This is a genomic window from Pseudomonas sp. HY13-MNA-CIBAN-0226 (assembly GCF_040310305.1).
In the GTDB taxonomy this organism is placed as follows: domain Bacteria; phylum Pseudomonadota; class Gammaproteobacteria; order Pseudomonadales; family Pseudomonadaceae; genus Aquipseudomonas; species Aquipseudomonas gregormendelii.
Map to the genome: position 1 here is coordinate 1 of NZ_JBEOPS010000007.1, position 23477 is coordinate 23477.

General features: G+C 61.0%; 21 protein-coding genes and 1 pseudogene. 16 read left to right on the forward strand and 6 right to left on the reverse strand.

The genetic code is table 11. The features are described from left to right. Positions 1-181: 181 nt before the first annotated feature. Together AAEZ05_RS09175 and aptA are read right to left on the reverse strand one after the other, a co-directional pair. Positions 182-1675: a CoA-acylating methylmalonate-semialdehyde dehydrogenase gene (locus AAEZ05_RS09175; RefSeq protein WP_122841669.1), complete on the reverse strand. Its 1494-nt coding sequence runs from the start codon at positions 1673-1675 to the stop codon at positions 182-184. Positions 1676-1884: 209 nt separating this feature from the next. After that, a complete protein-coding gene (gene aptA, locus AAEZ05_RS09180; RefSeq protein WP_045058196.1) occupies positions 1885-3234 on the reverse strand; it encodes an omega-aminotransferase AptA in 1350 nt (449 codons plus the stop codon). A gap of 139 nt (positions 3235-3373) precedes the next feature. Between aptA and AAEZ05_RS09185 the strand changes: the two genes are divergently transcribed. From AAEZ05_RS09185 to AAEZ05_RS09230, 10 genes and pseudogenes are all read left to right on the forward strand, one after another. Then, positions 3374-4294, forward strand: a complete 921-nt coding sequence (locus AAEZ05_RS09185; RefSeq protein ID WP_045058195.1) for a LysR family transcriptional regulator — start codon at positions 3374-3376, stop codon at positions 4292-4294. A 120-nt stretch (positions 4295-4414) separates the two neighbouring features. Continuing rightward, positions 4415-5809, forward strand: coding sequence for a uracil-xanthine permease family protein (locus tag AAEZ05_RS09190; RefSeq protein WP_350646984.1), 1395 nt, complete (start codon positions 4415-4417; stop codon positions 5807-5809). Between the two features lie 87 nt (positions 5810-5896). Then, positions 5897-6547, forward strand: coding sequence for a TetR/AcrR family transcriptional regulator (locus AAEZ05_RS09195; RefSeq protein WP_045058193.1), 651 nt, complete (start codon positions 5897-5899; stop codon positions 6545-6547). 21 nt (positions 6548-6568) lie between these two features. Further along, positions 6569-7150 carry an IMPACT family protein gene (locus AAEZ05_RS09200; RefSeq protein ID WP_350646986.1) on the forward strand — a complete coding sequence of 194 codons (582 nt, stop codon included), beginning with the start codon at positions 6569-6571 and terminating at the stop codon, positions 7148-7150. Positions 7151-7816: 666 nt separating this feature from the next. Continuing rightward, complete coding sequence (locus tag AAEZ05_RS09205; protein ID WP_350646988.1) at positions 7817-9382, forward strand: ABC transporter ATP-binding protein; 1566 nt, start codon at positions 7817-7819, stop codon at positions 9380-9382. A gap of 11 nt (positions 9383-9393) precedes the next feature. Further along, entirely contained in the window at positions 9394-10500 is a 1107-nt protein-coding gene (locus tag AAEZ05_RS09210) for an ABC transporter permease (protein ID WP_350646990.1), read from the forward strand. Further along, the gene (locus AAEZ05_RS09215) at positions 10500-11426 is read left to right on the forward strand and encodes an ABC transporter permease (protein ID WP_205894206.1); all 927 of its coding nucleotides are present in this window, start codon (positions 10500-10502) and stop codon (positions 11424-11426) included. Before AAEZ05_RS09210 ends, AAEZ05_RS09215 begins: the two co-directional genes overlap by 1 nt. A gap of 241 nt (positions 11427-11667) precedes the next feature. Continuing rightward, positions 11668-11799, forward strand: a pseudogene (locus tag AAEZ05_RS09220) (MerR family transcriptional regulator); the annotation flags it as partial. A 24-nt stretch (positions 11800-11823) separates the two neighbouring features. Beyond that, positions 11824-12510 carry an SDR family oxidoreductase gene (locus AAEZ05_RS09225; RefSeq protein ID WP_045058187.1) on the forward strand — a complete coding sequence of 229 codons (687 nt, stop codon included), beginning with the start codon at positions 11824-11826 and terminating at the stop codon, positions 12508-12510. Between the two features lie 290 nt (positions 12511-12800). Beyond that, positions 12801-14159 (forward strand): 8-oxoguanine deaminase, encoded by a 1359-nt coding sequence (locus AAEZ05_RS09230; RefSeq protein WP_350646992.1) that lies wholly within the window; start codon positions 12801-12803, stop codon positions 14157-14159. Between the two features lie 127 nt (positions 14160-14286). On the opposite strand, the gene AAEZ05_RS09235 is transcribed toward AAEZ05_RS09230, so the two are convergent. After that, positions 14287-15378: a calcium:cation antiporter gene (locus tag AAEZ05_RS09235; RefSeq protein ID WP_045058185.1), complete on the reverse strand. Its 1092-nt coding sequence runs from the start codon at positions 15376-15378 to the stop codon at positions 14287-14289. A 287-nt stretch (positions 15379-15665) separates the two neighbouring features. Between AAEZ05_RS09235 and AAEZ05_RS09240 the strand changes: the two genes are divergently transcribed. The 3 genes from AAEZ05_RS09240 (at position 15666) to AAEZ05_RS09250 (ending at position 18915) form a co-directional block, all read left to right on the forward strand. Continuing rightward, positions 15666-16748 (forward strand): BMP family ABC transporter substrate-binding protein, encoded by a 1083-nt coding sequence (locus AAEZ05_RS09240; RefSeq protein WP_350646993.1) that lies wholly within the window; start codon positions 15666-15668, stop codon positions 16746-16748. Between the two features lie 165 nt (positions 16749-16913). Further along, entirely contained in the window at positions 16914-17879 is a 966-nt protein-coding gene (locus tag AAEZ05_RS09245; protein ID WP_045058183.1) for an isopenicillin N synthase family dioxygenase, read from the forward strand. A gap of 82 nt (positions 17880-17961) precedes the next feature. Further along, positions 17962-18915 (forward strand): adenosine deaminase, encoded by a 954-nt coding sequence (locus tag AAEZ05_RS09250; protein ID WP_350646994.1) that lies wholly within the window; start codon positions 17962-17964, stop codon positions 18913-18915. Between the two features lie 123 nt (positions 18916-19038). Here the strand turns inward: AAEZ05_RS09250 and vimR are convergent, their stop codons facing one another. Further along, positions 19039-19968: a transcription regulator VimR gene (gene vimR / locus AAEZ05_RS09255; RefSeq protein WP_350646995.1), complete on the reverse strand. Its 930-nt coding sequence runs from the start codon at positions 19966-19968 to the stop codon at positions 19039-19041. A 115-nt stretch (positions 19969-20083) separates the two neighbouring features. Here vimR and AAEZ05_RS09260 point away from each other — a divergent pair, with 115 nt between their 5' ends. Beyond that, the gene (locus AAEZ05_RS09260) at positions 20084-21097 is read left to right on the forward strand and encodes a zinc-binding alcohol dehydrogenase family protein (RefSeq protein ID WP_350646996.1); all 1014 of its coding nucleotides are present in this window, start codon (positions 20084-20086) and stop codon (positions 21095-21097) included. Between the two features lie 136 nt (positions 21098-21233). Beyond that, complete coding sequence (locus AAEZ05_RS09265; RefSeq protein ID WP_177328532.1) at positions 21234-21401, forward strand: hypothetical protein; 168 nt, start codon at positions 21234-21236, stop codon at positions 21399-21401. 7 nt (positions 21402-21408) lie between these two features. On the opposite strand, the gene AAEZ05_RS09270 is transcribed toward AAEZ05_RS09265, so the two are convergent. Beyond that, positions 21409-22605, reverse strand: a complete 1197-nt coding sequence (locus AAEZ05_RS09270; RefSeq protein WP_045058179.1) for a multidrug effflux MFS transporter — start codon at positions 22603-22605, stop codon at positions 21409-21411. Positions 22606-22698: 93 nt separating this feature from the next. Further along, positions 22699-22896 (reverse strand): heavy-metal-associated domain-containing protein, encoded by a 198-nt coding sequence (locus tag AAEZ05_RS09275; protein WP_350600528.1) that lies wholly within the window; start codon positions 22894-22896, stop codon positions 22699-22701. A 149-nt stretch (positions 22897-23045) separates the two neighbouring features. On the opposite strand from AAEZ05_RS09275, the gene AAEZ05_RS09280 reads away from it, so the two are divergent. Next, the gene (locus AAEZ05_RS09280; RefSeq protein ID WP_045058177.1) at positions 23046-23429 is read left to right on the forward strand and encodes a hypothetical protein; all 384 of its coding nucleotides are present in this window, start codon (positions 23046-23048) and stop codon (positions 23427-23429) included. Positions 23430-23477: the final 48 nt, after the last annotated feature.

Sequence of the window (23477 nt, forward strand, 5' to 3'; positions counted from 1 at the left end):
GTCAAAACTGCGTAACTCATTGTTTACCAAGGAGTTTTCCGTTTCGACTGCGCCGGAAGTGGGGCGAATTATAGACATCTGAAATCTGCCGTCAAGCGCTGTTTTCACAAATCTGTCATATCAGTCAAAAAAGCCCCGAAAACACAAAGGCCGGCCCAATGGGCCGGCCTTTGTCCCCTGCTTACAAGCTAGGGAATGCGAACTGCGATGCCTCATGGCTCGCCCGTTGTGGCCAGCGCTGGGTAATCGCCTTGCGGCGAGTATAGAAGCGCACACCATCCGGACCGTAGGCATGCAGGTCGCCGAACAGCGAACGCTTCCAGCCGCCAAAGCTGTGATACGCCACGGGTACCGGCAGCGGCACGTTAACCCCAACCATGCCGACTTCGATCTCGTCGCAGAATAACCGCGCCGCTTCGCCATCACGGGTGAAGATGCAAGTACCGTTGCCATACTCGTGATCGTTGATCAGCTGCATGGCTTCTTCCAGGCTGTTGACGCGGACTACGCACAACACCGGCCCGAAGATCTCTTCTTTATAGATGCGCATCTCTGGGGTGACGTGATCGAACAGGCAACCGCCCAGGAAGAAGCCTTCTTCATGACCGGATACGCTGAGGCCACGACCATCCACCACCAGCTTCGCGCCCGCAGCAACGCCGTCATCGACATAACCGCTGACCTTGTCCCGTGCCTGACCGGTCACCAGTGGCCCCATGTCCAGGCCGCAGGAAGTGCCCGCGCCAATCTTCAGCGCCTTGATCTGCGGCACCAGCTTGTCCACCAGCGCATCGGCAACCTGGTCGCCCACGCAGACGGCCACCGAAATCGCCATGCAACGCTCGCCACAGGAACCATAGGCCGCGCCCATCAGTGCGCTGACCGCATTGTCCAGGTCGGCATCGGGCATCAATACCGCATGGTTCTTGGCGCCGCCCAGTGCCTGCACGCGCTTGCCACGCTTGGTGCCTTCGGCATAGATGTACTCGGCAATCGGCGTCGAGCCGACAAAACTCAGGGCCTTGACCTCAGGCGCCTCGATCAGCGCGTCCACTGCGGACTTGTCGCCATGCACCACGCTCATCACGCCTTTGGGCAGACCGGCTTCGAGCAACAGCTGAGCAATCAGCAGCGTGGAACTCGGATCACGCTCGGACGGCTTGAGGATGAAGCAGTTACCGCAGACGATCGCCAGCGGGTACATCCACAACGGCACCATTGCCGGGAAGTTGAACGGAGTGATACCCGCCACTACGCCCAGCGGCTGGAAGTCCGACCAGGCATCGATGTTCGGGCCGACGTTACGGCTGTACTCGCCCTTGAGGATTTCCGGAGCGGCACAGGCGAATTCCACGTTCTCGATGCCACGCTTCAGTTCGCCCGCGGCGTCTTCCAGGGTCTTGCCATGCTCTTCGCTGATCAGCTGGGAGATGCGCGCTTCGTTCTGTTCCAGCAGTTGCTTGAAGCGGAACATCACCTGGGCACGTTTGGCCGGTGGCGTATTGCGCCAGGCCGGGAACGCAGCCTTGGCCGCGTCGATGGCTTGTTGAATGGTTTCGCGGCTGGCCAATGGAACCTTGTGGATGGGCTGACCGGTAGACGGGTTGAACACGTCGGCAGTGCGACCGTTATCGGTCACCAGCTCACCATTGATCAAATGCGGGATAAGGCTCATGCGGGGCTCCAGAAAATGTGTTCGCGGGCGTCTTGGGAACGCCTGCTTATATATGTAGGAGCTAGCTTGCCAGCGATGGAGGCTAACGATGACGTGGGCTGCCTGGATGACCGCGGCGCCCTCTGGTTCATCGCGAGCAAGCTCGCTCCTACAAGTGTTCGGTCAATCAGTCCCAAGTAGTGGGCCAATCAATTCAGGTACAGAGTCGATCAATCGATTTTGTTCAGCACTTCGCCGACCGCGTCGAACAGGCGATCAAGGTCCTGCGGCTTGCTGTTGAACGTTGGGCCGAACTGCAGGGTGTCGCCGCCGAAGCGCACGTAGAACCCGGCTTTCCACAACGCCATGCCCGCTTCGAACGGACGCACGATCGCATCGCCATCACGTGGAGCGATCTGGATCGCACCGGCCAGGCCGTAGTTACGAATGTCGATGATGTTCTTGGAGCCCTTCAGGCCGTGCAGCGCGCTTTCAAAATGCGGCGCGACTTGCGCCACGCTCTGCACCAGGTTTTCCTTTTGCAGCAGGTCGAGTGCGGCCAGGCCGGCAGCGCAAGCCACCGGGTGCGCGGAATAGGTGTAGCCGTGGGGGAACTCCACCGCGTACTCAGGCGTCGCCTGGTTCATGAAGGTCTGGTAGATCTCGGAACTGGCAATGACCGCACCCATCGGGATCGCACCGTTGGTGACTTGCTTGGCGATACACATCAGGTCCGGGGTCACACCGAAGCTTTCGGCACCGAACATCGAACCGGTGCGGCCGAAACCGGTGATCACTTCGTCGAACACCAGCAGGATGTTGTGCTGGTCGCAGATCTCGCGCAGGCGCTTCAGGTAACCCTCAGGCGGCACCAGCACGCCGGCAGAACCGGCCATTGGCTCGACAAATACGGCGGCAATGTTCGAAGCGTCATGCAGTTCGATCAGCTTGAGCAGTTCATCCGCCAGGGCGATACCGCCCTCCTTTGGCATGCCACGGGAGTAGGCATTGCTGGCCAGCAGCGTGTGCGGCAGATGATCGACGTCCATCATCGCCTGACCGAACATCTTGCGGTTGCCATTCACTCCACCAAGGCTGGTGCCAGCAATGTTCACGCCGTGATAGCCGCGAGCGCGGCCGATCATCTTGGTCTTGGTGGCCTGGCCTTTCAGACGCCAGTAGGCACGAACCATCTTCACTGCAGTGTCGGCACACTCCGAACCCGAGTCGGTGAAGAACACATGGTTCAGGTTGCCCGGCGTCAGGTCGGTGATTTTCTCTGCCAGCTGGAACGACAGCGGGTGGCCGTACTGGAAGCCTGGCGAGTAGTCGAGGGTGCCCAACTGCCTGGCGACCGCTTCCTGGATTTCCTTGCGAGTGTGCCCGGCGCCACAGGTCCAGAGGCCCGACAGCGAGTCATACACCTTGCGGCCCTTGTCGTCGGTCAGCCAGCTGCCTTCGGCGGCAACGATCAGGCGCGGATCACGCTGAAAGTTGCGGTTGGCGGTGTACGGCATCCAGTGCGCGTCCAGCTTGAGCTGGCTGGCCAGCGGCGACCGGGCGTTTTCGGGCATGTTCATGTGCAAAACCTCGTAGGGCAATAAGCGGCATAGAGATCAAAAGCGTTCTTGCAGCTAAATTGCCACGGAGATAAAGTCTGTGAAATCCAACTTTTCTAATGTTCAGTCGGCCCATTACTAAACTTTGAGTCATTCGCCCATGAGCACACGCCGCCCCGATCCACTGGCGCAAGTCAGCGACTTTGATATCCGCCTGCTGCGGATCTTTCGCAGCGTGGTCGAGTGCGGCGGGTTCTCCGCTGCCGAGTCGGTGCTGGGCATCGGTCGCTCGGCGATCAGCCAGCAGATGAGCGATCTGGAGCAGCGCCTGGGCTTGCGCCTGTGCCAACGCGGTCGCGCCGGTTTTTCCCTGACCGAGGAAGGCCGCGAGGTGTACCAGTCGGCGTTGCAGCTGTTGAGTGCGCTGGAAAGTTTTCGCACCGAGGTCAATGGTCTGCACCAGCATCTGCGCGGCGAATTGACGATTGGCCTGACTGATAACCTGGTCACCCTGCCCCATATGCGCATTACCCACGCCCTCGCCCAATTGAAGGAGCGCGGGCCCGACGTGCAGATTCAGATCCGCATGATCGCGCCCAACGAAGTCGAACAAGGCGTACTCGACGGTCGCCTGCATGTCGGCGTCGTGCCCCAGGCCAGCGCATTGTCGGGGCTGGAATATCAGCCGCTCTACGACGAACGCTCGCTGCTCTACTGCGCGGTCGGTCATCCGCTGTTTTATGTCGACGACAAGCAGCTCGATGATGAGCGCCTCAACAGCCAGGACGCCATCGCCCCGACCTTCCGCCTGCCCGCCGATATTCAGGCCCACTACCAGGCACTCAATTGCACCGCCAGTGCCTCGGACCGCGAAGGCATGGCGTTCCTGATCCTTACCGGGCGCTTCATCGGGTATCTACCGGACCATTACGCCAGCCTCTGGGTGCAGCAAGGCCGCCTGCGCGCGCTAAAACCCAAGGCGCGGTTTTATGACCTGAGCCTCGCATCGGTCACCCGCAAGGGCCGTCGCCCCCATTTGGTGCTGGAGAGCTTCCTGGAGAGCCTTGCCGCGACCCGGTAAAAATCCATTGAGGCATCGTAATCAAAGGGCTGGAGAGAACCTGAAGGCAAATAACCTGAGCACTTGGACAGCTTTTTGCAGGATGACACTACCGTCACCCGCTCAAGAAGAACTTCGTCCATGCAGCCAGAATCCTCCAACCCCAGCGATCTGATCTACGGCCTCAACGACCGCCCGCAACCACTGGCCGCGATCCTCGCCGCCCTGCAACACGTGCTCGCCAGTTTCGTCGGCATCATCACCCCGCCGCTGGTCATTGGCTCGGCCCTGGGCTTGACCGCCCATTTGCCGTACCTGATCAGCATGGCGCTGATGGTGTCGGGCGTCGGGACCTTCATCCAGGCTTGCAGGCCTTTCGGCATCGGTGCCGGGATGATCTGCCTGCAAGGCACCAGTTTTGCTTTTTTGGGGGCGGTGTTGTCGGCCGGGTTTCTGGTCAAGCAACGGGGTGGCAGCCCGGAGGACATCCTCGCAATGATCTTCGGCGTGTGTTTCTTCGGCGCGGTGGTCCAGGTGGTCCTGAGCCGCTTCATCGGCCAATTGCGCCGTGTGGTCACGCCACTGGTCACCGGTATCGTGATCACGCTGATCGGCATCAGCCTGATCAAGGTTGGCATCACTGACCTGGGTGGCGGTTTCAACGCCACGGACTTCGGCGCCCCGGGCAATCTGGCCCTGGGAGTATTCGTCTTGCTGACGATCATCCTGCTCAACCGTTCGAACACGCCCTGGGTCCGACTGTCGGCAATCATCATTGGCCTGGTGCTGGGCAGCCTCGCTGCATGGTTCAGTGGCAAACTGGTGCCGCAGCCCTTGCCCGACCTGCCCCTGGTCAGCCTGCCCCTTCCTTTCAAGTTCGGCTTCAGCTTCGACTGGAGCGCCTTCCTGCCTGTCGCCCTGATCTATCTGATCAGCACCATCGAAACCGTTGGCGACCTGACGGCCAACTGCATGCTCGCGCGCCAGCCGATCAGCGGGCCGTCCTACATCAACAGGCTCAAGGGTGGTGTCCTGGGCGATGGCGTCAGCTGCCTGATTGCCGCGACGTTCAGCGCATTCCCCAACACCACGTTCGCGCAGAACAACGGCGTGATCCAGTTGACTGGCGTAGCCAGCCGCTACGTCGGGTTGTACATCGGCGCCGTGTTGTTTTGTCTGGGTCTGTTTCCGTTGATTGGTGCAGTGCTGCAGCAAATCCCCAAACCGGTACTCGGTGGCGCGACCCTGGTGATGTTCGGCAGCGTCGCGGCAGCCGGCGTGCGCATTCTCGCCCAGGCACCGCTGGACCGGCGCAGCATGTTGATCATTGCCACTTCCTTCGGCGTGGGCCTGGGCATTGCCGCGCAGCCCAACCTGTTGCACCTGATGCCAAAACTGGTACAAAACCTGTTCGACTCGGCCATCACCAGCGGCGGGCTGACCGCCATCCTGATGTGCCTGCTGCTGCCGGAAGCAAAATCCGTCGCGCAGGCTGACGCTGCCCTGCCCAAAAGCGAGCCGATCAAGCAGCTGTAAGGCTTTTATCAAGACAGGACTTGTCGGATACCCGTGGGTGCGCTATCAACGCTCTGGCTGCACCCACCTACCTGTTCGGAAGTGACTATGACCTTTGAAGTCCCTGCTCACGGCGACAAACCCGCCAGCCGCATTCGTCAGAAGAACGAAGAGGCGATCATCAAAGCCGCCGAAGACGAGTTCGCCCGTCACGGGTTCAAAGGCACGAGCATGAACACCATCGCCCTGAATGCTGGCTTGCCCAAGGCGAATCTGCATTATTACTTCACCAACAAACTGGGTTTGTACGTGGCGGTGCTGAGTAACATCATCGAGTTGTGGGACAGCACTTTCAACACCCTGACAGCCGAAGACGAGCCCGCTGAGGCGCTGACGCGGTATATTCGCGCCAAGATGGAATTCTCCCGGCGCCAGCCCCAGGCTTCGCGGATTTTCGCGATGGAAGTGATCAGTGGCGGCGAGTGCCTGACCGAGTATTTCAACCAGGATTATCGCGCCTGGTTCCAGGGACGGGCGGCGGTGTTCCAGGCGTGGATCGACGCCGGCAAGATGGACCCGGTAGATCCGGTCAACCTGATCTTCCTGCTGTGGGGCAGCACCCAGCACTACGCTGACTTCTCCACCCAGATCTGCCGCGTAACCGGCCGTAGCAAGTTGACCAGGCAGGACATGGAAGACGCCGGCAACAACCTGATCCGCATCATCCTCAAGGGCTGCGGCGTGACGCCTGCTATTTAAGACACCCCACTTAAGATCACTATGCCTTATACCCTCAGCGAGCTTTGCGAGTATCGCGAAGAGATTCGCAAAAGCCGCTTCATCACCCTGGCCGCTCCCATCAGCAGCCCGGCAGACGCCCAGGCGTTCATCGAGCAGCACAGCGACCTGAACGCCACGCACAACTGCTGGGCGTGGAAACTCGGCGATCAGTACCGCAGCACCGACGACGGCGAACCCGGCGGCACGGCCGGCCGGCCGATTCTGGCGGCAATCGATGCCCAGGATTGTGATCAGGTGGTAGTCCTGGTGATTCGCTGGTACGGCGGCATTCAACTCGGCACCGGCGGCCTCGCACGGGCTTACGGCGGTGGCGCCAACAAATGCCTGCAGGCGGCGGCAAAAATCGAACTGATCAGCCGCGTGTCCGTGAGCTGCGCGTGCGGCTTCGCCGAGCTGGCCCTGGTGAAGATTCGGGTGGCGGAATTAGGCGGGCTGGTGGTGCAGGAGACGTTTACCGGCAATGGGGTGGATTTGCAGCTGGCGGTGGGTGAGCGTCAGATCGATGCGCTGCAGTCGTTGTTGGCGGATCTGAGTCGTGGGCGGATAGTGTTGGAGCGCTAAGATCAAAAGATCGCAGCCTTCGGCAGCTCCTACGTAAAGCGCCACCTTGCAGGAGCATGCTTGCCGGACGCCTGCGGATTTGCTTGGCGCCGCAATCCAATGGGCACCCCGATCCCGTAGGAGCTGCCGAAGGCTGCGATCTTTTAGGGCATCACCCAATTTCCCGACGACCACTAATTGCCCACATCTACTGTGCACCCGCCTGTGGATAACCTGAGCACATACGGCTGTAACCCTTCTGTCATGCGGCTTTGCGGGCTTTGTTCACTTTTCGTCCAATGCTGCTGATAACACCTGCAAATTCTCATTAAAACAATCAGTTAGCCCTGTTTATGTCCTTTAGAAGAAAGCAAAGCAGCGCTTATACCCGGTGTTCGCGCTTGCGCACAAATACTGTGGAGCAATCTGTGGATAACCCGTTCACTCCTGTCGCGACCCAAGATACTGCATGGGTTGCGGCCTACTGATCGATTTTTAACCAAATGTTCCTGCGCGAAATCACAGCGTCACCAAGGGCTCTGCCCCTTGTTGGTGCCCGGATCGGCAGGCGCTGCCGACCGCGCATTGGCTTGACGGCCTGTGATTCAGGATTATTTGAATTTTCCTGACTCAATGGCCAGGAAATTGCTTTATCCACAGGCATAACTTCAATCGACCGAGCCTGTCATGTCTATCCAAGCGCCGATCCCTGATCGAACACCGCGTCTGCAACTGCGCAGAATCACCAAGCGCTACCCCGGTTGCCTGGCCAACGACGCCATCGACCTGACCATCGCACCTGGCGAGATCCATGCCTTGCTGGGTGAGAACGGTGCTGGAAAAAGCACCCTGATGAAGATCATCTACGGCGTTAGCCAGGCCGACGCCGGGGAAATGATCTGGCAGGGGCAGCCGGTGGTCATGCGCAACCCGGGGCAGGCTCGCGAGCTGGGGATCGGCATGGTGTTCCAGCACTTCTCGCTGTTCGAAACCCTCAGCGTGGCGCAGAACATTGCCCTGGCAATGGGCGCCGCCGCCGGCACGCCGAAACAGCTCGAACCGAAAATTCGTGAAGTGTCACGCCGTTATGGCATGGCCCTGGAGCCGGAACGCCTGGTTCACAGCCTGTCGATCGGCGAGCGCCAGCGGGTGGAGATCATTCGCTGCCTGATGCAGGACATCAAACTGCTGATTCTCGATGAACCGACTTCAGTGCTGACGCCCCAGGAAGCCGACGATTTGTTCATGACTTTGCGGCGACTGGCCGCCGAAGGTTGCAGCATTCTGTTTATCAGCCACAAGCTCGGCGAAGTTCGCGCCCTGTGCCACAGCGCCACGGTGTTGCGCGGCGGTCGAGTAGCCGGGCACTGCGTTCCGGCGCAATGCTCGGACCCGCAACTCGCACGGCTGATGGTCGGGGAAGCTGCCGAGCTGATGACCGATTACCCGAAAGCGCAAGGTGGCGAGGTCTTCCTGGGCGTGAGCGCCCTGTCGTGGGCCAACCCGGATCCGTTTGGCTGCTCGCTCAAAGACCTCGACCTTGCGGTGCGCTGCGGTGAAATCGTCGGTATCGCCGGGGTTGCGGGTAATGGCCAGGATGAATTGCTGGCCTTGCTCAGCGGTGAGAAACGTCTGCCCCACAGAGACCGCAACATCATCCGTTTCAGCACAAAACCCGTCGCCCATCTGCGCCCCGATGTACGGCGCAAACTCGGCCTGGCCTTTGTCCCCGCCGAGCGCCTGGGCCATGGCGCAGTGCCGGACCTGAGCCTGGCCGACAATGCCCTGCTGACCGCCTTCCAGCAGGGACTGGTGAGCAACGGCCTGATCCAGCGCAGCAAGGTCAAAGCCCTGGCTGAAGAGATCATTCGCCGCTTCGGCGTCAAGACACCTGATACCCAGACCCCGGCGCGCAGCCTGTCCGGCGGCAACCTGCAAAAATTCATCCTCGGCCGGGAAATCCTGCAGCAACCAAAGCTGTTGGTGGCTGCACACCCTACCTGGGGCGTCGACGTGGGTGCGGCGGCGGTCATCCACCGGGCGCTGATCACCTTACGCGATGCCGGCGCAGCGATCCTGGTGATCTCCGAGGATCTCGACGAATTGTTCCAGATCAGCGACCGCCTCGGCGCGCTCTGCGGTGGTCGACTGTCGCCCCTGAGGGCCACTGTCGACACTCGCCTGATCGATGTCGGCGGCTGGATGGCTGGCCAGTTCGACGCTTCCTGCTCACCCGCACCGGCGACGGTATAACGGAGTCTTTCATGCTGCTTTCTCTCGAACCCCGTGGCCGCCAATCGCGCCTGATGTTGTGGTGCTCGCCGTTACTGGCGGCAGTCCTCACGCTGGCCTGCGGCTCGTTGTTATTTATCGCACTGGGGCATGACCCGCTCCTGACCCTGCACACGCTACTGATCGCCCCCGTGAGCGATTTGTATGGGGTCTCCGAATTGCTGGTCAAGGCGCTGCCAATCCTGCTCTGCGCCCTGGGCCTGGCAGTGGCGTACCAGGCGCGAATCTGGAACATCGGCGCCGAAGGCCAACTGCTCCTCGGCGCGTTGGCCGGCAGTGCCCTGGCAGTGAACATCATTGATATGCAGAGTCGTTGGGCACTGGCGCTGATCCTGCTCACCGGTACCCTGGCCGGTGCCGCCTGGGCCGGGCTGACGGCGTGGCTGCGCACGCGCTTCAACGCCAACGAAATTCTCACCAGCATCATGCTCAATTACATCGCCCTCAACCTGTTGCTGTTCTGCGTGCACGGGCCGCTCAAGGACCCGGCAGGCTTCAATTTCCCCGAGTCGGCGATGTTTGGCGACGCCAGCCGCCTGCCGCTGTTGATGGAGGATGGCCGGGTTCACGCCGGTGTGTACTTCGCCCTGCTGGCCTTGGTGACCGTGTGGGTGCTGCTGCAAAAAAGCTTCGTCGGCTTCCAGATAAAAGTCCTTGGGCTGGACACCCGCGCGGCCGGTTTTGTCGGCTTTCGTGAGAAGCGTCTGATCTGGCTGGCACTGTTGATCAGCGGCGGCTTGGCCGGGCTGGCTGGCGTTTGCGAAGTCACCGGGCCGATCGGCCAACTGGTGCCGCAGGTCTCGCCGGGGTACGGCTACGCGGCGATCACCGTGGCTTTTCTCGGGCGCCTGAATCCGCTGGGCATTCTGTTTGCCAGCCTGCTGATGGCCCTGCTGTACATCGGCGGTGAGAGCGCACAAATGAGCATGAATCTGCCGCAGGCGATCACCCAGCTGTTCCAGGGGATGATGCTGTTTTTCCTGCTCGCCAGTGATGTGCTGATTCTCTACCGACCGCGCCTGAACCTGCGCTGGGCCCGTCGCGCCGCAGCCACCGCCGCACACGCTGGAGCCCTGTGATGGACATCGACCTGCTGAGCAATATTTTCTACGCCATGATCCGCTGCGGCACGCCGTTGCTGCTGGTGGCGCTGGGCGAGCTGATCTGCGAGAAGAGCGGCGTACTCAACCTGGGCCAGGAAGGGATGATGCTGTTTGGCGCGGTGATCGGTTTTATCGTCGCACTCAACAGCGGCAACCTGTGGCTCGGAGTGGTGCTGGCGATGCTCGCCGGGATGCTGCTGTCCTCACTGTTCGCCTTGGTCGCTCTGGTTTTCAACGCCAACCAGGTAGCCACCGGGCTGGCGCTGACGATATTCGGCGTGGGCCTGTCGACCTTTGTCGGCGCGGCGTGGGTGGGTAAACCCCTGGCCGGATTCGAGCCGGTGGCGATTCCGTATCTCAGCGAGATTCCACTGATCGGGCGCATGCTGTTCGCCCAGGACCTGCTGGTATACCTGTCCTTTGTGTTGTTTGGCCTGGTGGCGTGGGTGATTTTGAAAAGTCGCGTGGGGCTGATCATTCAGGCCGTTGGCGAAAACCCCGACGCGGCCAGCGCCATGGGGCTGCCGGTACTGGGCGTGCGCACCCTGGCAGTGTTGTTCGGCGGGGCGATGGCCGGGCTGGCCGGGGCATACCTGTCGCTGGCCTACACGCCGATGTGGGCCGAGAACATGAGCGCCGGACGCGGCTGGATTGCCCTGGCGCTGGTGGTGTTTGCCAGCTGGAGGGTGTGGCGCCTGTTGCTGGGCGCCTATCTGTTCGGTCTCGCCAGCATCCTGCACCTGGTGGCGCAGGGGTTGGGGCTGGCGATTCCGTCGAGCCTGCTGGCGATGCTGCCGTATGTCGCGACCATCGTGGTGCTGGTGCTGCTGTCCCGGGATGCAGTGCGCACTCGGTTGTATGCGCCGGTGTCGTTGGGGCAGCCTTGGCAGGCTGGGCGTTAGGGGTGACTGTCAGGCCCTCATCGCGGGCCAGCCCGCTCCCACAGGGTTTGGTGCCGACCGATAATATCGAGTTCAACTCGGCCATTGTGGGAGCGGGCTTGCCCGCGATGGGGCGCTCACAGGCAACACCTGGACAATGCCCCACGCCAATTCAAACACCAGGAACACCACCAGCAACGAGCTTCCCCCCTGCAGCAGGGCATTGAGCTGCCAGGCCGCAAACAAGAACCGCCCCGCCGTCAATCCGGACGGTGCCGTCACTCAATTGCTGCAAGACAAGCTCAAACTGATCGAGGCGCGCATGGTAGAACTTGGCGAATTGCGTCATCAGTTGCAACAACGACTCGGCCAGCGTTGTCCATTAAATCCGTGATCCTCATTCATCAAGGAAGCCACTATGTCCAAGGCAAAAACCGCACTCATCATCGGCGCCTCCCGGGGCCTCGGGCTAGGCCTGGTGAAAACCCTGCTGGCCGATGGCTGGCAGGTCACTGCCACCGTGCGCAACCCGCAGAACGCCGAAGCCTTGCAGGCCCTGGGCAATGTGCGCATCGAAAAACTCGACATGGACGATCAGCAAGCCGTGATTGCCCTGAGCCAGAAGCTCAAGGGTGAAGTGTTCGATCTGTTGTTCGTCAACGCCGGGGTCAAGGGCCCGGACGTGCAAACGCCCGGTGGCGCTACGCTGGCCGAAGTCGGGCAACTGTTCTTCACCAACGCGGTAGCACCGATCAACCTGGCGCAACGATTTGCCGCACAGATCCAGCCCGACAGCGGCGTGCTGGCGTTCATGAGTTCGGTGCTGGGCAGCGTGACCATGCCGGACGCGCCTGAGCTGGCCTTGTACAAAGCCAGTAAAGCCGCGCTCAACTCCATGACCAACAGCTTTGTCACGCAATTGGGCGAGCAGAAACTCACGGTGTTGTCGCTGCATCCGGGCTGGGTGAAAACGGACATGGGCGGTGAAGGTGCCGACATCGACGTGCAGACCAGCACCCGCGGGCTGGTGGATCAGGTCAATGCGTACGCCGGCAAGGGTGGGCATCATTTCGTTAACTACAAAGGCGAAACCATTCCCTGGTAAGCACTTCCTTTGGTCACGGGCCGGCTCTCCAGGAGCCGGCTTGCATACGATGGCATCTGCTCGGTATTACTGAAACACCGAGGCGCCTGCATCGCCAGCAAGCGGGCTCCTGCAAAGGGTACGGGCAGCCCCACGAGGAGTGAGCGCCAGCGTCCGGTCGGGCCGGGCTTGCTCACCAAGCGGTTTTGTTTGAAACTGCGCACCTCGTCCCCGCGGCGACCCTGGATCAGCAGACAGGGTAATCACTGAGCTGGCTAACCTGAACCCAACTTTCAGAGGAGCCGGCCAACATGCCTGCGACCCGTACCTGGTTAAAAAATCCCCTCGCCATTTTCACTGCCAATGAGCTCGACGCCCGTGGTGGCCTGGTGGTGCAAGACGGTGTGATCGTAGAAGTGCTCGGCGCTGGCCAGCAACCGGCCACCCCCTGCGATCAAGTCTTCGATGCCCGCGAACATGTGATCCTGCCGGGGCTGATCAACACCCACCACCACTTCTATCAGACCCTGACCCGCGCCTGGGCGCCGGTGGTCAACCAACCGCTGTTTCCGTGGCTGAAAACCCTGTATCCGGTATGGGCACGCCTCACTCCGGAAAAACTCGCTTTAGCCACCAAAGTGGCCCTCGCCGAATTACTGCTGTCCGGTTGCACCACGGCTGCGGATCACCACTACCTGTTCCCCGAAGGCCTGGAAAACGCCATCGACGTGCAAGTCGAGAGCGTGCGTGAACTGGGCATGCGCGCCATGCTCACCCGCGGTTCCATGAGCCTTGGGGAAAAAGACGGTGGCTTGCCGCCGCAACAGACCGTACAGCAAGGCGAAGTGATACTCGACGACAGCCAGCGACTGATCGCCGCTTACCACGAACGCGGCGACGGCGCGCAAATTCAGATCGCCCTGGCGCCCTGCTCGCCGTTTTCGGTGACGCCGCAGATCATGTCCGCCAGCGCCGAACTGGCGAACAAACTCGACGTGCGTCTGCACACCCACCTGGCCGAGACCCTGGACGAAGAAGACTTCTGCCTGCAACGCTTCGGCCTGCGTACCGTCGACTATCTGGACAGTGTCGGCTGGCTCGGCCCGCGCACCTGGCTGGCCCATGGCATTCACTTCAACCCGGATGAAATCGCCCGCCTGGGCGCGGCAGGCACCGGGATCTGTCATTGCCCGAGCTCAAACATGCGCCTGGCCTCGGGCATTTGCCCGACGCTGGATCTGACCGCTGCCGGCGCATTGCTCGGCCTGGGTGTGGACGGCTCGGCCTCCAATGATGCGTCGAACATGATGCTGGAAACCCGCCAGGCCCTTTACATTCAGCGCCTGCGCTACGGTGCCGAGAAGATCACTCCGGAACTGGTGCTGGGCTGGGCCACGAAGGGTTCGGCGAGTTTGCTGGGACGTACCGACATCGGCGAACTGGCGGTGGGCAGGCAGGCCGACCTGGCGCTGTTCAAGCTGGATGAACTGCGGTTCTCCGGCAGCCATGATCCGGTGTCGGCCCTGCTGCTGTGCGGCGCGGATCGCGCGGATCGGGTGATGATCGGCGGCAAATGGCGGGTGATTGACGGGCAGGTGGAAGGGCTGGACCTGAAGGGCTTGATAGCGGATCACAGCCAGGCGGCCCGGCAGTTGATTGCCGGCGTCTGACGCCACACCCATGAAAAACTGTGGGAGCGAGCCTGCTCGCGATGGCGGCTTGTCAGCCGACATCAAAAGGGTCTGAAATACTGCTATCGCGAGCAGGCTCACTCCCACAGTTGATTGCTGTGAGGTCTCAAAGGCCCAGCAGCGACAACATGATGAACGTCGCGAACAGCACAAAGTGCGTCATCCCTTCGATGGCATTGGTCTCGCCATCGTTGAGGTTGATCGCGCTGACGATCAGCGTGAGGAAGATCATCACCGTCTGCACCGGGGTCATCGCCATCTGGAATGGCTGGCCGGTGTAGAGCGCCATGGCCTCCATCACCGGTACGGTGAGGATCACCGTCGACAACGACGCGCCCATGGCGATGTTGACCACCGACTGCATGCGATTGGCCAGTGCCGCCCGCAGTGCGGTCAGGATCTCCGGCGCGGCGGAAATCGCCGCCACCAGGATTGCCGTGATCACTGGCGGTGCTCCGGTTCCTTCAAGGCCCAGGTCCAGGGTCTTGGACATCACCTCGGCCAGCGCGCCAATCACTACCACCCCAAACACCAGCGTACCGATGGAAACGGCCAGGCTCACAGGCGCGGGTCCTGTTTCTGCCGGCTCCTTGCGACGGCGTTTTTCCGGGTAGCTGTAGCTGAAGAAGTAACTGTGCGGCCCGACCTGCATGCGCAGGAACAACGCGTACAGCACCACCATCGCGCCAATGGTGAAGCCCGAATAAATCTTCCAGTTGGCCTCGGGAATAAACTCCGGAACCACCATCGACACGCCCATGGCGGTCAGGATCATCACGCTGTAGCTGCGCGCCGAATCGTCGTTGTAGGACTGCTCGCCATGCTTGATCCCGCCCATTAACGCAGCCAGGCCGAGGATGCCGTTGATGTCGAGCATGACCGCCGAGTAGATCGTGTCACGCACCAACGTAGGCGAGGCTTCGTTGCTCATCATGATCGCCAGGATCACCACTTCCACCAGCACGGCGGCCAGCGTCAGGATCATGGTCCCGTAGGGATCGCCGACTTTTTCCGCGAGCAACTCAGCGTGATGCGCGACTCGCATGGAAGCGACGACGATGAATGCGATCAGCACCAGCCCACCGGTCAGCGCTACCGCCTGGCCACTGTTGAGCAGCCAGTGTTCCAGTGGATAAGCGACAAATGCGGCGATCAGGGCCAGCAGCAGAAACTTTTCTTGCTTGAGGAGTGTGAGCATTGCGGGCCTTTTACCGAATGAAGCGCAGTTGATGTGATGAGCTACTGACTACGGTGCGGCGCTAACGTTTCGTTACACCTTAGCGCACCAGCGGATGGCGCGGGTTCGGTCACGTGCACCGGGTTGGTCCTGGTGAATCAAAAGATCGCAGCCTTCGGCGGCTCCTGCAGAACAATCCGGACCGTGCAGGAGCTGCCGAAGGCTGCGATCTTTTGATTTTGTTGTCCTGTTGGTCAGCAATTTGCATTGCCCACTGCCAACCTCACAACAACATGGAGTTTCAATTCATGCACAACCGCCCGTTGAAGAAACTGCTTTGCGCCGTCGCCGCAGCCATCGGTTTGAGCGCCAGCCTGACCGCCACGGCCGCCGAACCGCTGAAAGTCGGTTTCGTCTACATCGGCCCGATCGGTGACCACGGCTGGACGTATCAGCATGAACAGGGACGCAAGGCACTGACCGAAAAATTCGGCGACCAGATCACCACCAACTATGTGGAAAACGTCCCCGAAGGCGCCGACGCCGAACGGGTGATCCGCAACATGGCCAAGGACAAATACGACCTGATCTTCAGCACGTCCTTCGGCTACATGAACCCGACCCTGAAGGTGGCAAAGCAATTTCCCAAAGTGACCTTCGAACATGCCACGGGCTACAAGCAGGACAAGAACCTCGGCACGTACCTGGCGCGCACTTATGAGGGGCGCTATGTCGGCGGCTTCCTCGCGGCCAAAATGACCAAGAGCAAAAAAATCGGCTACGTCGCGTCCTTCCCGATCCCGGAAGTGATCCGCGACATCAACGCCATCCAGCTGGCACTGAACAAGTACAACCCCGGCACCGAGATCAAGGTGGTGTGGGTCAACTCCTGGTTCGATCCGGGCAAGGAAGCCGACGCCGCCAATGCGCTGATCGATCAGGGCGTGGACGTGGTATTCCAGCACACCGACAGCCCGGCACCGATCCAGGCTGCCGAACGCCGCGGCGTGTATGCCGTAGGCTACGCTTCGGACATGGCACATTTCGGTCCCAAAGCCGTGCTGACCTCTATCGTCAACGACTGGGCCCCGCACTACATCCAGGCGACGCAGAGCGTGCTGGATCACTCGTGGAAGTCCCAGGATTACTGGGGTGGCCTGAAGGAAGGTACCGTTGAGCTGCCAATCAGCGACCTGGTGCCCGCGCCGGTGAAAGCCCAGGCCGAGCAGATCATCGCCGACATCAAGAGCGGTGCGTTCCACCCGTTCACCGGGCCGATCAAGGACCAGGCCGGTGCCGAGAAAATCCCGGCGGGCGTGACGGCGACCAATGCCGAACTGGCTTCGATGAATTACTACGTGGAAGGCATGAAGGCTGACATACCGAAGTAACTCGCCTGGGTTGAACCACTGTCCTTCCTGGGGGAGAGAGCCTGCTCGCGATGGCGCAACTACATTCAACATCAATGCTGAATGCCCTGGCCTCATCGCGAGCAGGCTCACTCCCACACTATCTCTCCGATGTTCCGCACACCGCGCACTCTTCAGGACAATCGCATGAACAGCCTTCCCATCATCGACATCGCCCCGCTCTACAGCGACGACCAGGTCGCCTGGGCGGCCGTGGCCAGCCAAATCGACCGCGCCTGCCGCGAATGGGGCTTTTTCTATATCAAGGGTCACCCGATCAGTTCGACGCGCATCGAAGAAGTACTCGCCCAGGCCAAGGATTTCTTCGCCCAGCCCAGCGCGACAAAACTGCAGATCGACATCACCCAGACCCGCCACCACCGCGGTTATGGCGCAATCGCCACGGAACAACTCGACCCATCGAAACCCAGCGACCTGAAAGAAACCTTCGACATGGGCCTGCACCTGCCGGCCGACCACCCCGAAGTGCTGGCCGAAAAACCGCTGCGCGGTCCCAATCGCCACCCGTCGATACCCGGCTGGGAAACCCTGATGGAGCAGCATTACATCGACATGCAAGCCCTTGCCCAGACCTTGCTGAGGGCCATGACCCTGGCGCTGGACATCGATCCCGATTTCTTTGACTCGCGCTTCAGCCAGCCCGTCAGCGTGCTGCGCATGATCCATTATCCGCCACGCCACACCGCCAGCTCGGAAGAACAACAAGGTGCCGGCGCCCATACCGATTACGGCTGCATCACCCTGCTTTACCAGGATGCCGCCGGCGGCCTGCAGGTGCGTAACGTCAAGGGCGAGTGGATCGACGCTCCACCCATTGAAGGTACCTTCGTGGTCAACCTCGGCGACATGATGGCGCGCTGGAGCAACGACCGTTATCTGTCGACGCCCCACCGGGTGATCAGCCCGCTGGGCGTGGACCGTTACTCGATGCCGTTCTTCGCCGAACCGCACCCCGACACCCGGATTGAATGCCTGCCCGGCTGCCAGGACGAGCACCATCCGGCGAAGTACCCGACCACCACCTGCGCCGAGTTTCTGCTCTCGCGATTCGCCGACACCTATGCCTATCGCCGCGAGCCCCAGGCAGGGTGATGAACCACCTGGTCAGGTTTTACCAATGGTGGCCGCGAGCATCTGTAGAATGCTCGTCATCTGCACCTGATGAGAAAAGAATATGTACGACTGGCTGAACGCCCTGCCCAAGGCAGAACTGCACCTGCACCTCGAGGGTTCGCTGGAGCCCGAGCTGCTGTTCGCCCTGGCCGAACGCAACAAGATCGCCCTGCCGTGGAGCGATGTGGAAACCCTGCGCAAGGCGTACGCCTTCAACAATCTGCAAGAGTTTCTGGACCTGTATTACCAGGGCGCTGACGTGTTGCGCACCTCCCAGGATTTCTACGACCTGACCTGGGCTTACCTCTTGCGCTGCAAGGCGCAGAACGTGATTCACACCGAACCGTTCTTCGATCCGCAAACCCACACCGATCGTGGCATTCCTTTTGAAGTGGTGCTCAATGGCATCGCCGCCGCGTTGAAAGATGGCGAGCAGCAACTGGGCATCACCAGTGGTTTGATCCTGAGTTTCCTGCGCCACCTGAGCGAAGAAGAGGCGCAGAAAACCCTGGATCAAGCCCTGCCGTTTCGCGATGCGTTTGTCGCGGTAGGCCTGGACAGCTCGGAGATGGGTCACCCGCCGAGCAAGTTTCAACGAGTGTTCGACCGGGCTCGCCACGAAGGTTTCCTGACCGTCGCCCACGCGGGTGAGGAAGGTCCGCCGGAGTACATCTGGGAAGCCATCGACCTGCTGAAAATCCAGCGCATCGACCATGGCGTGCGCGCCATCGAAGACGAGCGGCTGATGCAGCGAATCATTGACGAGCAGATTCCGCTGACCGTCTGCCCGCTGTCCAACACCAAGCTTTGCGTGTTCGATCACATGTCCCAGCACAACATCCTGGACATGCTGGAGCGCGGAGTGAAGGTCACAGTGAACTCCGATGACCCGGCGTACTTCGGCGGCTATGTGACGGAGAACTTCCATGCCCTGCACACCCATTTGGGCATGACCCAGGATCAGGCCAAGCGGCTGGCGCAGAACAGCCTGGATGCGCGGCTGGTCAAGCCGTAAACACCCTGCACCGCCATCGCGGGCAAGCCTTGCTCCCACAGGTGTCATACCTGTGAGAACAGGGTTTGTGATTGCATGAACAGCCCCCACCCAAGCTTGGGGGGGATCGCTATTTTCGAGCAATTAGTGCCTTGCTTCTAATAAACCGGGAAATTGCCCGCTCAATTGCGCGCATCGACTGGCGAGCATTTCCCGTAAAAGGTTCACAGGCTTACTCAATTGTGCGCGATGAGCGCACAACAAATTCAGAGAAGCGCGCTCGCCCGTCAGTTCCGGCATGAGGATTTTCAAGCGGCCAGCCAGGACATCTGCGGCAACATCCAGCCAGGATTTATAGGCAATGCCTGCCCCCGCCACGGCCCACAAACGCACTACGTCGGCATCGTCGCTGAAGCGATCACCGCTGACTGTCAGGCCGACTTCGCGCTTGCCGTCATGGAAACTCCAATGGTCGTGAACGCGGCTGCCAAGCATGTACAGCAGGCAATTGTGCTGGGCCAGTTGCTCGAGTTGCCGAGGCTCGCCATGGCTGGCCAGGTAGCTCGGCGCTGCACACAGCACGCGGCGGTTTTGCGGGGCAATGGGCAGCGCCACCAGGCTTGAGTCCTCCGGTTCACCGTAGCGCAAGGCGATATCCACCGGCTGGCGGAACAGGTCGGCAATGCGGTCACCCAGCAGCAGGCGCACCGTGAGCTTGGGGTGCTCGCGCTGAAAATCGTCCAGCCAGGGCAGCAACACATTGCGGCCGAAGTCCGATGGTGCCGACAGCTGCAACACTCCGCTGACCTGATCCTGCCCACTGGCCAGCAGGCGGCGCCCTTCCTCTATATTGCTCAACGCCGCCCGGGCGTATTCGAGGAAACCTTCGCCCTCGGCGGTCAGGCGCAGGCTGCGGGTCGAACGGGCCAGCAAACGCGCGCCGAGCTGGTGTTCGATGCGCTTCAACGCCGCGCTGGCCACGGCGGCTGACATGTCCATGCCCCGGGCGGCCGCCGACAGGCTCCCCAGGTCGGCAGCCCGGACGAATAATTGCAGGTCATCAAAACGCAGCATGTGCGGCCTATTATCAAAAAAATATTGAAAGAGACTGCTCTTTTAGCGGGTTTTATCTTCGGTAGAAATAGCTAATCATCTGCCCATCGAAATCATCCCGACCCTGGAGTGCTCCATGAAAGCCATTGCTTACTACGCGTCCCTGCCGATCAGCGACAAAAACGCCCTGCAAGACATCGAGCTGCCCGAACCCGTCGCCGGCCCGCGGGACCTGTTGGTCGAAGTCAAAGCGATTTCGGTCAATCCGGTGGACACCAAGGTTCGGCAAAACGTCCAGCCACAAGACGGCGAGGCGAAGGTCCTGGGTTGGGACGTGGCGGGCGTGGTCAAGGCGGTCGGCAGCGAAGTGACACTGTTCAAAGCCGCTGACAAGGTGTTCTACGCCGGCTCTATCGCCCGTGCGGGCGGCAACAGCGAAATGCACGTGGTCGATGAGCGCATCGTCGGCCACATGCCGAAAACCCTGGGCTTTGCCGAAGCTGCGGCCCTGCCACTGACCGCGATCACCGCATGGGAACTGCTGTTCGAGCGCCTGCAGGTGCGCGAAGGCCAAGCCGCCGGGGGCCAGAGCCTGTTGATCGTTGGCGCGGCCGGGGGCGTCGGTTCGATCCTCACCCAACTGGCCAGCCAGTTGACCGGGCTTCAGGTCATAGGCACTGCGTCGCGCCCGCAAACCCAAGCCTGGGTACGTGAGCTGGGCGCAGACCTGGTGATCGATCACAGCCAGCCGCTCAGCGAAGCTCTCAAGCGCGCGGGCGTGGAACAGGTGACCCACGTTGCCAGCCTGACCCAGACTGACCAGCATCTGGATCAACTGGTCGAGGCCCTGGCACCCCAGGGCAAACTGGCGCTGATCGACGACCCAAAGGCGCTGGACATCACCAAACTCAAGCGCAAGAGCCTGTCGCTGCACTGGGAGTTCATGTACACGCGCTCGTTGTTCGAAACCGCCGACATGATCGAACAACACAGACTGTTGAACCGCGTGGCCGATCTGATCGACGCCGGGACGCTGAAAACCACGGTGGGCGAACACTTCGGCACCATCAACGCGGCGAACCTGCGACGCGCCCATGAGTTGCTGGAAAGCGGCAAGGCCAAAGGCAAGATTGTCCTGGAAGGCTTCTAGAACAGCGGTGACGGTGTCGTGCGCACAGGGCCGACACCGTCAGTCAGAGAGTTGACCTTTGTCACAACTACGCCCTGGATCGGGTCTACAATCGTGGCCTCTGCAAGGCAAATCTTTTACTTATAGGAGGTCAGCAATGAAGATCCTGATAAAAGAAGTGGCCCGTTCCCAGTGGCAGGTCCGCCTGGACCAACACGCCGTGACATTCCGCAGCGAAGCCGAAGCGCGCGCCTTCACCCGAACACTGGAAGCGCGGCTGCAGGCGCCTCACCATTTTCCCGACCAGCAGCGCGCTGCTGGCTGACCTGCCCTCAAACCTGGGCCTGCACCAGCGCCCGGGTATTTTGCAAACGTCGGGTGAGCATTGCGACGCTCACCACCAGAGCCCCGCACAGGCTGATGACCATGGCCATCGGCATGGCCGTGCCGTCGTACAAAATCCCCACCAGTGACGCAGCCCCGGCGGCGACGCTGAATTGCAGGCAACCAAGCAATGCCGACGCACTGCCGGCGCGGGCGCCCTGACCGTTCATCGCGCAGGCCGACGCGTTGGGCAGGATGCACCCCAGGCTGGCGATACAGATGAACAACGGAATCAGCAGCGGCCACAGTTTCTCGGTGTGCAGCGCACTCACGGCGAGCAGCGCCAGGCCTGCCGCCAGGTAAACCCATACCGCACGTGCCAGCAGGAATGCCGGCCCACGCTTGGCCAGTAACCGGGCGTTGACCTGGGCCACCAGAATGAAACCCGCCGCATTGGTGCCGAACAACCAGCCGAAATGCTCGGCCGGCACGCCGTAGAGCTTGATGAACACAAAAGGCGAGCCGGCGATGTAGGCAAACATCCCGGCGATGGCGATACCGCCCGTCAGGGCATGGCCAAGGAATACCCGATCCGCGAACAACCGGCCGTACTGCCGCAACGAGCCAGACAATGGTTGGCGCGGCATATCGGCCGGCATGCTTTCCGGCAACCCCAGCGCCACGGCCACCGCCGCCAGCGCACTGAAGCCGGTCAACACCAGGAAGATCGACTGCCAGCCTGTGGTATTGACCAGCAATCCGCCCAGCATTGGCGCAAGGATAGGTGCCAGCCCCATCACCAGCATCAGCTGGGAAAAGACCTTGGCCGAGCCCACCGCATCGCATTTATCGCTGACGATTGCCCGCGAGATCACCATCCCTGCGCAACCGCCCAGCGCCTGGACGAAGCGCGCGCCGATCAGCCATTCGAGGTTCGGCGCAAACGCGCAGGCCAGTGAAGCGACGGTGAACAACACCACGCCAGTGAGCAATGGCACCCGCCGGCCGAAGCGATCGGCAATCGGGCCGTAGACCAATTGACCAATCGACAACCCCAGAAAATAGGCCGCCAGCGTTACTTGAACGTGTTGTTCGTCGGTGCCGAAAGCCAGCGCCATCGCGGGAAAGGCTGGCAGGTAAAAGTCGATCGCCAGCGGCGCAAACGCACTGAGGGCGCCGAGGATTAAAATGGTACGCAAGTTCATCAGGCATCCAGTTGGACAGAAGTCAGCAGCCCCACAGTCTAGCCGGGGATGGACGCCTTGAACATTCCGGTAGGTCGCTAACTAATAAAGACGTCAGGCGACCTTTGCCTCATAACCTTCTTCAGTGATGGCGGCGAGCACCTCTTCAGTCGACAGGCTGCTCTCGACGCCGACTTCCCTGGCGGCCAGATCGATGCGCACGCTGGCGGCCGGGTCTCTGGCTTGAAGCGCCTGGGTAATGGCTTTTACGCAATGGCCGCAGGACATGCCTTGAACAGTGAACACTTGCATGGGATGACTCCTGTTGATGAGATTGACACCAGTCTCGAGCTTGCCACCATGGCAAGGTCAAGTTCTGAAGTGAACGGCCGGGCTGGCAATCGCCGTCGCGCTCGGCCAAGCTGCGAGTATCAATGACTTCAACATCAGGAGATTCAGCCATGCGCTGGTCAGCTCTCAGCCTGTTTGGCTTCCTCGGCCTCTTCGCGGCCCTGCCTTCGGCCAACGCTGCCGGGGAGGACTACGGGGTGCTGATCATTTCCCGCGAGCGCCTGGAAGTGTCGACCAATTGCGAAATTGGCGTGTACCTGCAAGACCAGCTGTCCGCTCGGCTGTTCCAGGAGCAAAGCACGTCATTCAACTTGCCGCCGGGCAATGTCTCCCTGCGCCTGAAACTGCTGCCGGGCCAGGCCCCGGGGTGCAATCCGGGGATGCTCGCGCCGGGTTCGCAAACCATCACGCTCAAGGCCGGGGATGTGTTGAAGTTCCGGATTGCGATGTCGCAGGAAGGGATGTACCTCAAGCCTGCGGCGTTGAACTACTGAGCGCCACAGATCGGATCAAGGTGATATTGGCGCTTGACCTTGCCCGCA

Coding starts and splice junctions, on each gene's coding strand:
- AAEZ05_RS09175 (WP_122841669.1), bottom strand. CDS start 1,675: ATGAGCCTTATCCCGCATTTGATCAATGGTGAGCTGGTGACCGATAAC.
- aptA (WP_045058196.1), bottom strand. CDS start 3,234: ATGAACATGCCCGAAAACGCCCGGTCGCCGCTGGCCAGCCAGCTCAAG.
- AAEZ05_RS09185 (WP_045058195.1), top strand. CDS start 3,374: ATGAGCACACGCCGCCCCGATCCACTGGCGCAAGTCAGCGACTTTGAT.
- AAEZ05_RS09190 (WP_350646984.1), top strand. CDS start 4,415: ATGCAGCCAGAATCCTCCAACCCCAGCGATCTGATCTACGGCCTCAAC.
- AAEZ05_RS09195 (WP_045058193.1), top strand. CDS start 5,897: ATGACCTTTGAAGTCCCTGCTCACGGCGACAAACCCGCCAGCCGCATT.
- AAEZ05_RS09200 (WP_350646986.1), top strand. CDS start 6,569: ATGCCTTATACCCTCAGCGAGCTTTGCGAGTATCGCGAAGAGATTCGC.
- AAEZ05_RS09205 (WP_350646988.1), top strand. CDS start 7,817: ATGTCTATCCAAGCGCCGATCCCTGATCGAACACCGCGTCTGCAACTG.
- AAEZ05_RS09210 (WP_350646990.1), top strand. CDS start 9,394: ATGCTGCTTTCTCTCGAACCCCGTGGCCGCCAATCGCGCCTGATGTTG.
- AAEZ05_RS09215 (WP_205894206.1), top strand. CDS start 10,500: ATGGACATCGACCTGCTGAGCAATATTTTCTACGCCATGATCCGCTGC.
- AAEZ05_RS09225 (WP_045058187.1), top strand. CDS start 11,824: ATGTCCAAGGCAAAAACCGCACTCATCATCGGCGCCTCCCGGGGCCTC.
- AAEZ05_RS09230 (WP_350646992.1), top strand. CDS start 12,801: ATGCCTGCGACCCGTACCTGGTTAAAAAATCCCCTCGCCATTTTCACT.
- AAEZ05_RS09235 (WP_045058185.1), bottom strand. CDS start 15,378: ATGCTCACACTCCTCAAGCAAGAAAAGTTTCTGCTGCTGGCCCTGATC.
- AAEZ05_RS09240 (WP_350646993.1), top strand. CDS start 15,666: ATGCACAACCGCCCGTTGAAGAAACTGCTTTGCGCCGTCGCCGCAGCC.
- AAEZ05_RS09245 (WP_045058183.1), top strand. CDS start 16,914: ATGAACAGCCTTCCCATCATCGACATCGCCCCGCTCTACAGCGACGAC.
- AAEZ05_RS09250 (WP_350646994.1), top strand. CDS start 17,962: ATGTACGACTGGCTGAACGCCCTGCCCAAGGCAGAACTGCACCTGCAC.
- vimR (WP_350646995.1), bottom strand. CDS start 19,968: ATGCTGCGTTTTGATGACCTGCAATTATTCGTCCGGGCTGCCGACCTG.
- AAEZ05_RS09260 (WP_350646996.1), top strand. CDS start 20,084: ATGAAAGCCATTGCTTACTACGCGTCCCTGCCGATCAGCGACAAAAAC.
- AAEZ05_RS09265 (WP_177328532.1), top strand. CDS start 21,234: ATGAAGATCCTGATAAAAGAAGTGGCCCGTTCCCAGTGGCAGGTCCGC.
- AAEZ05_RS09270 (WP_045058179.1), bottom strand. CDS start 22,605: ATGAACTTGCGTACCATTTTAATCCTCGGCGCCCTCAGTGCGTTTGCG.
- AAEZ05_RS09275 (WP_350600528.1), bottom strand. CDS start 22,896: ATGCAAGTGTTCACTGTTCAAGGCATGTCCTGCGGCCATTGCGTAAAA.
- AAEZ05_RS09280 (WP_045058177.1), top strand. CDS start 23,046: ATGCGCTGGTCAGCTCTCAGCCTGTTTGGCTTCCTCGGCCTCTTCGCG.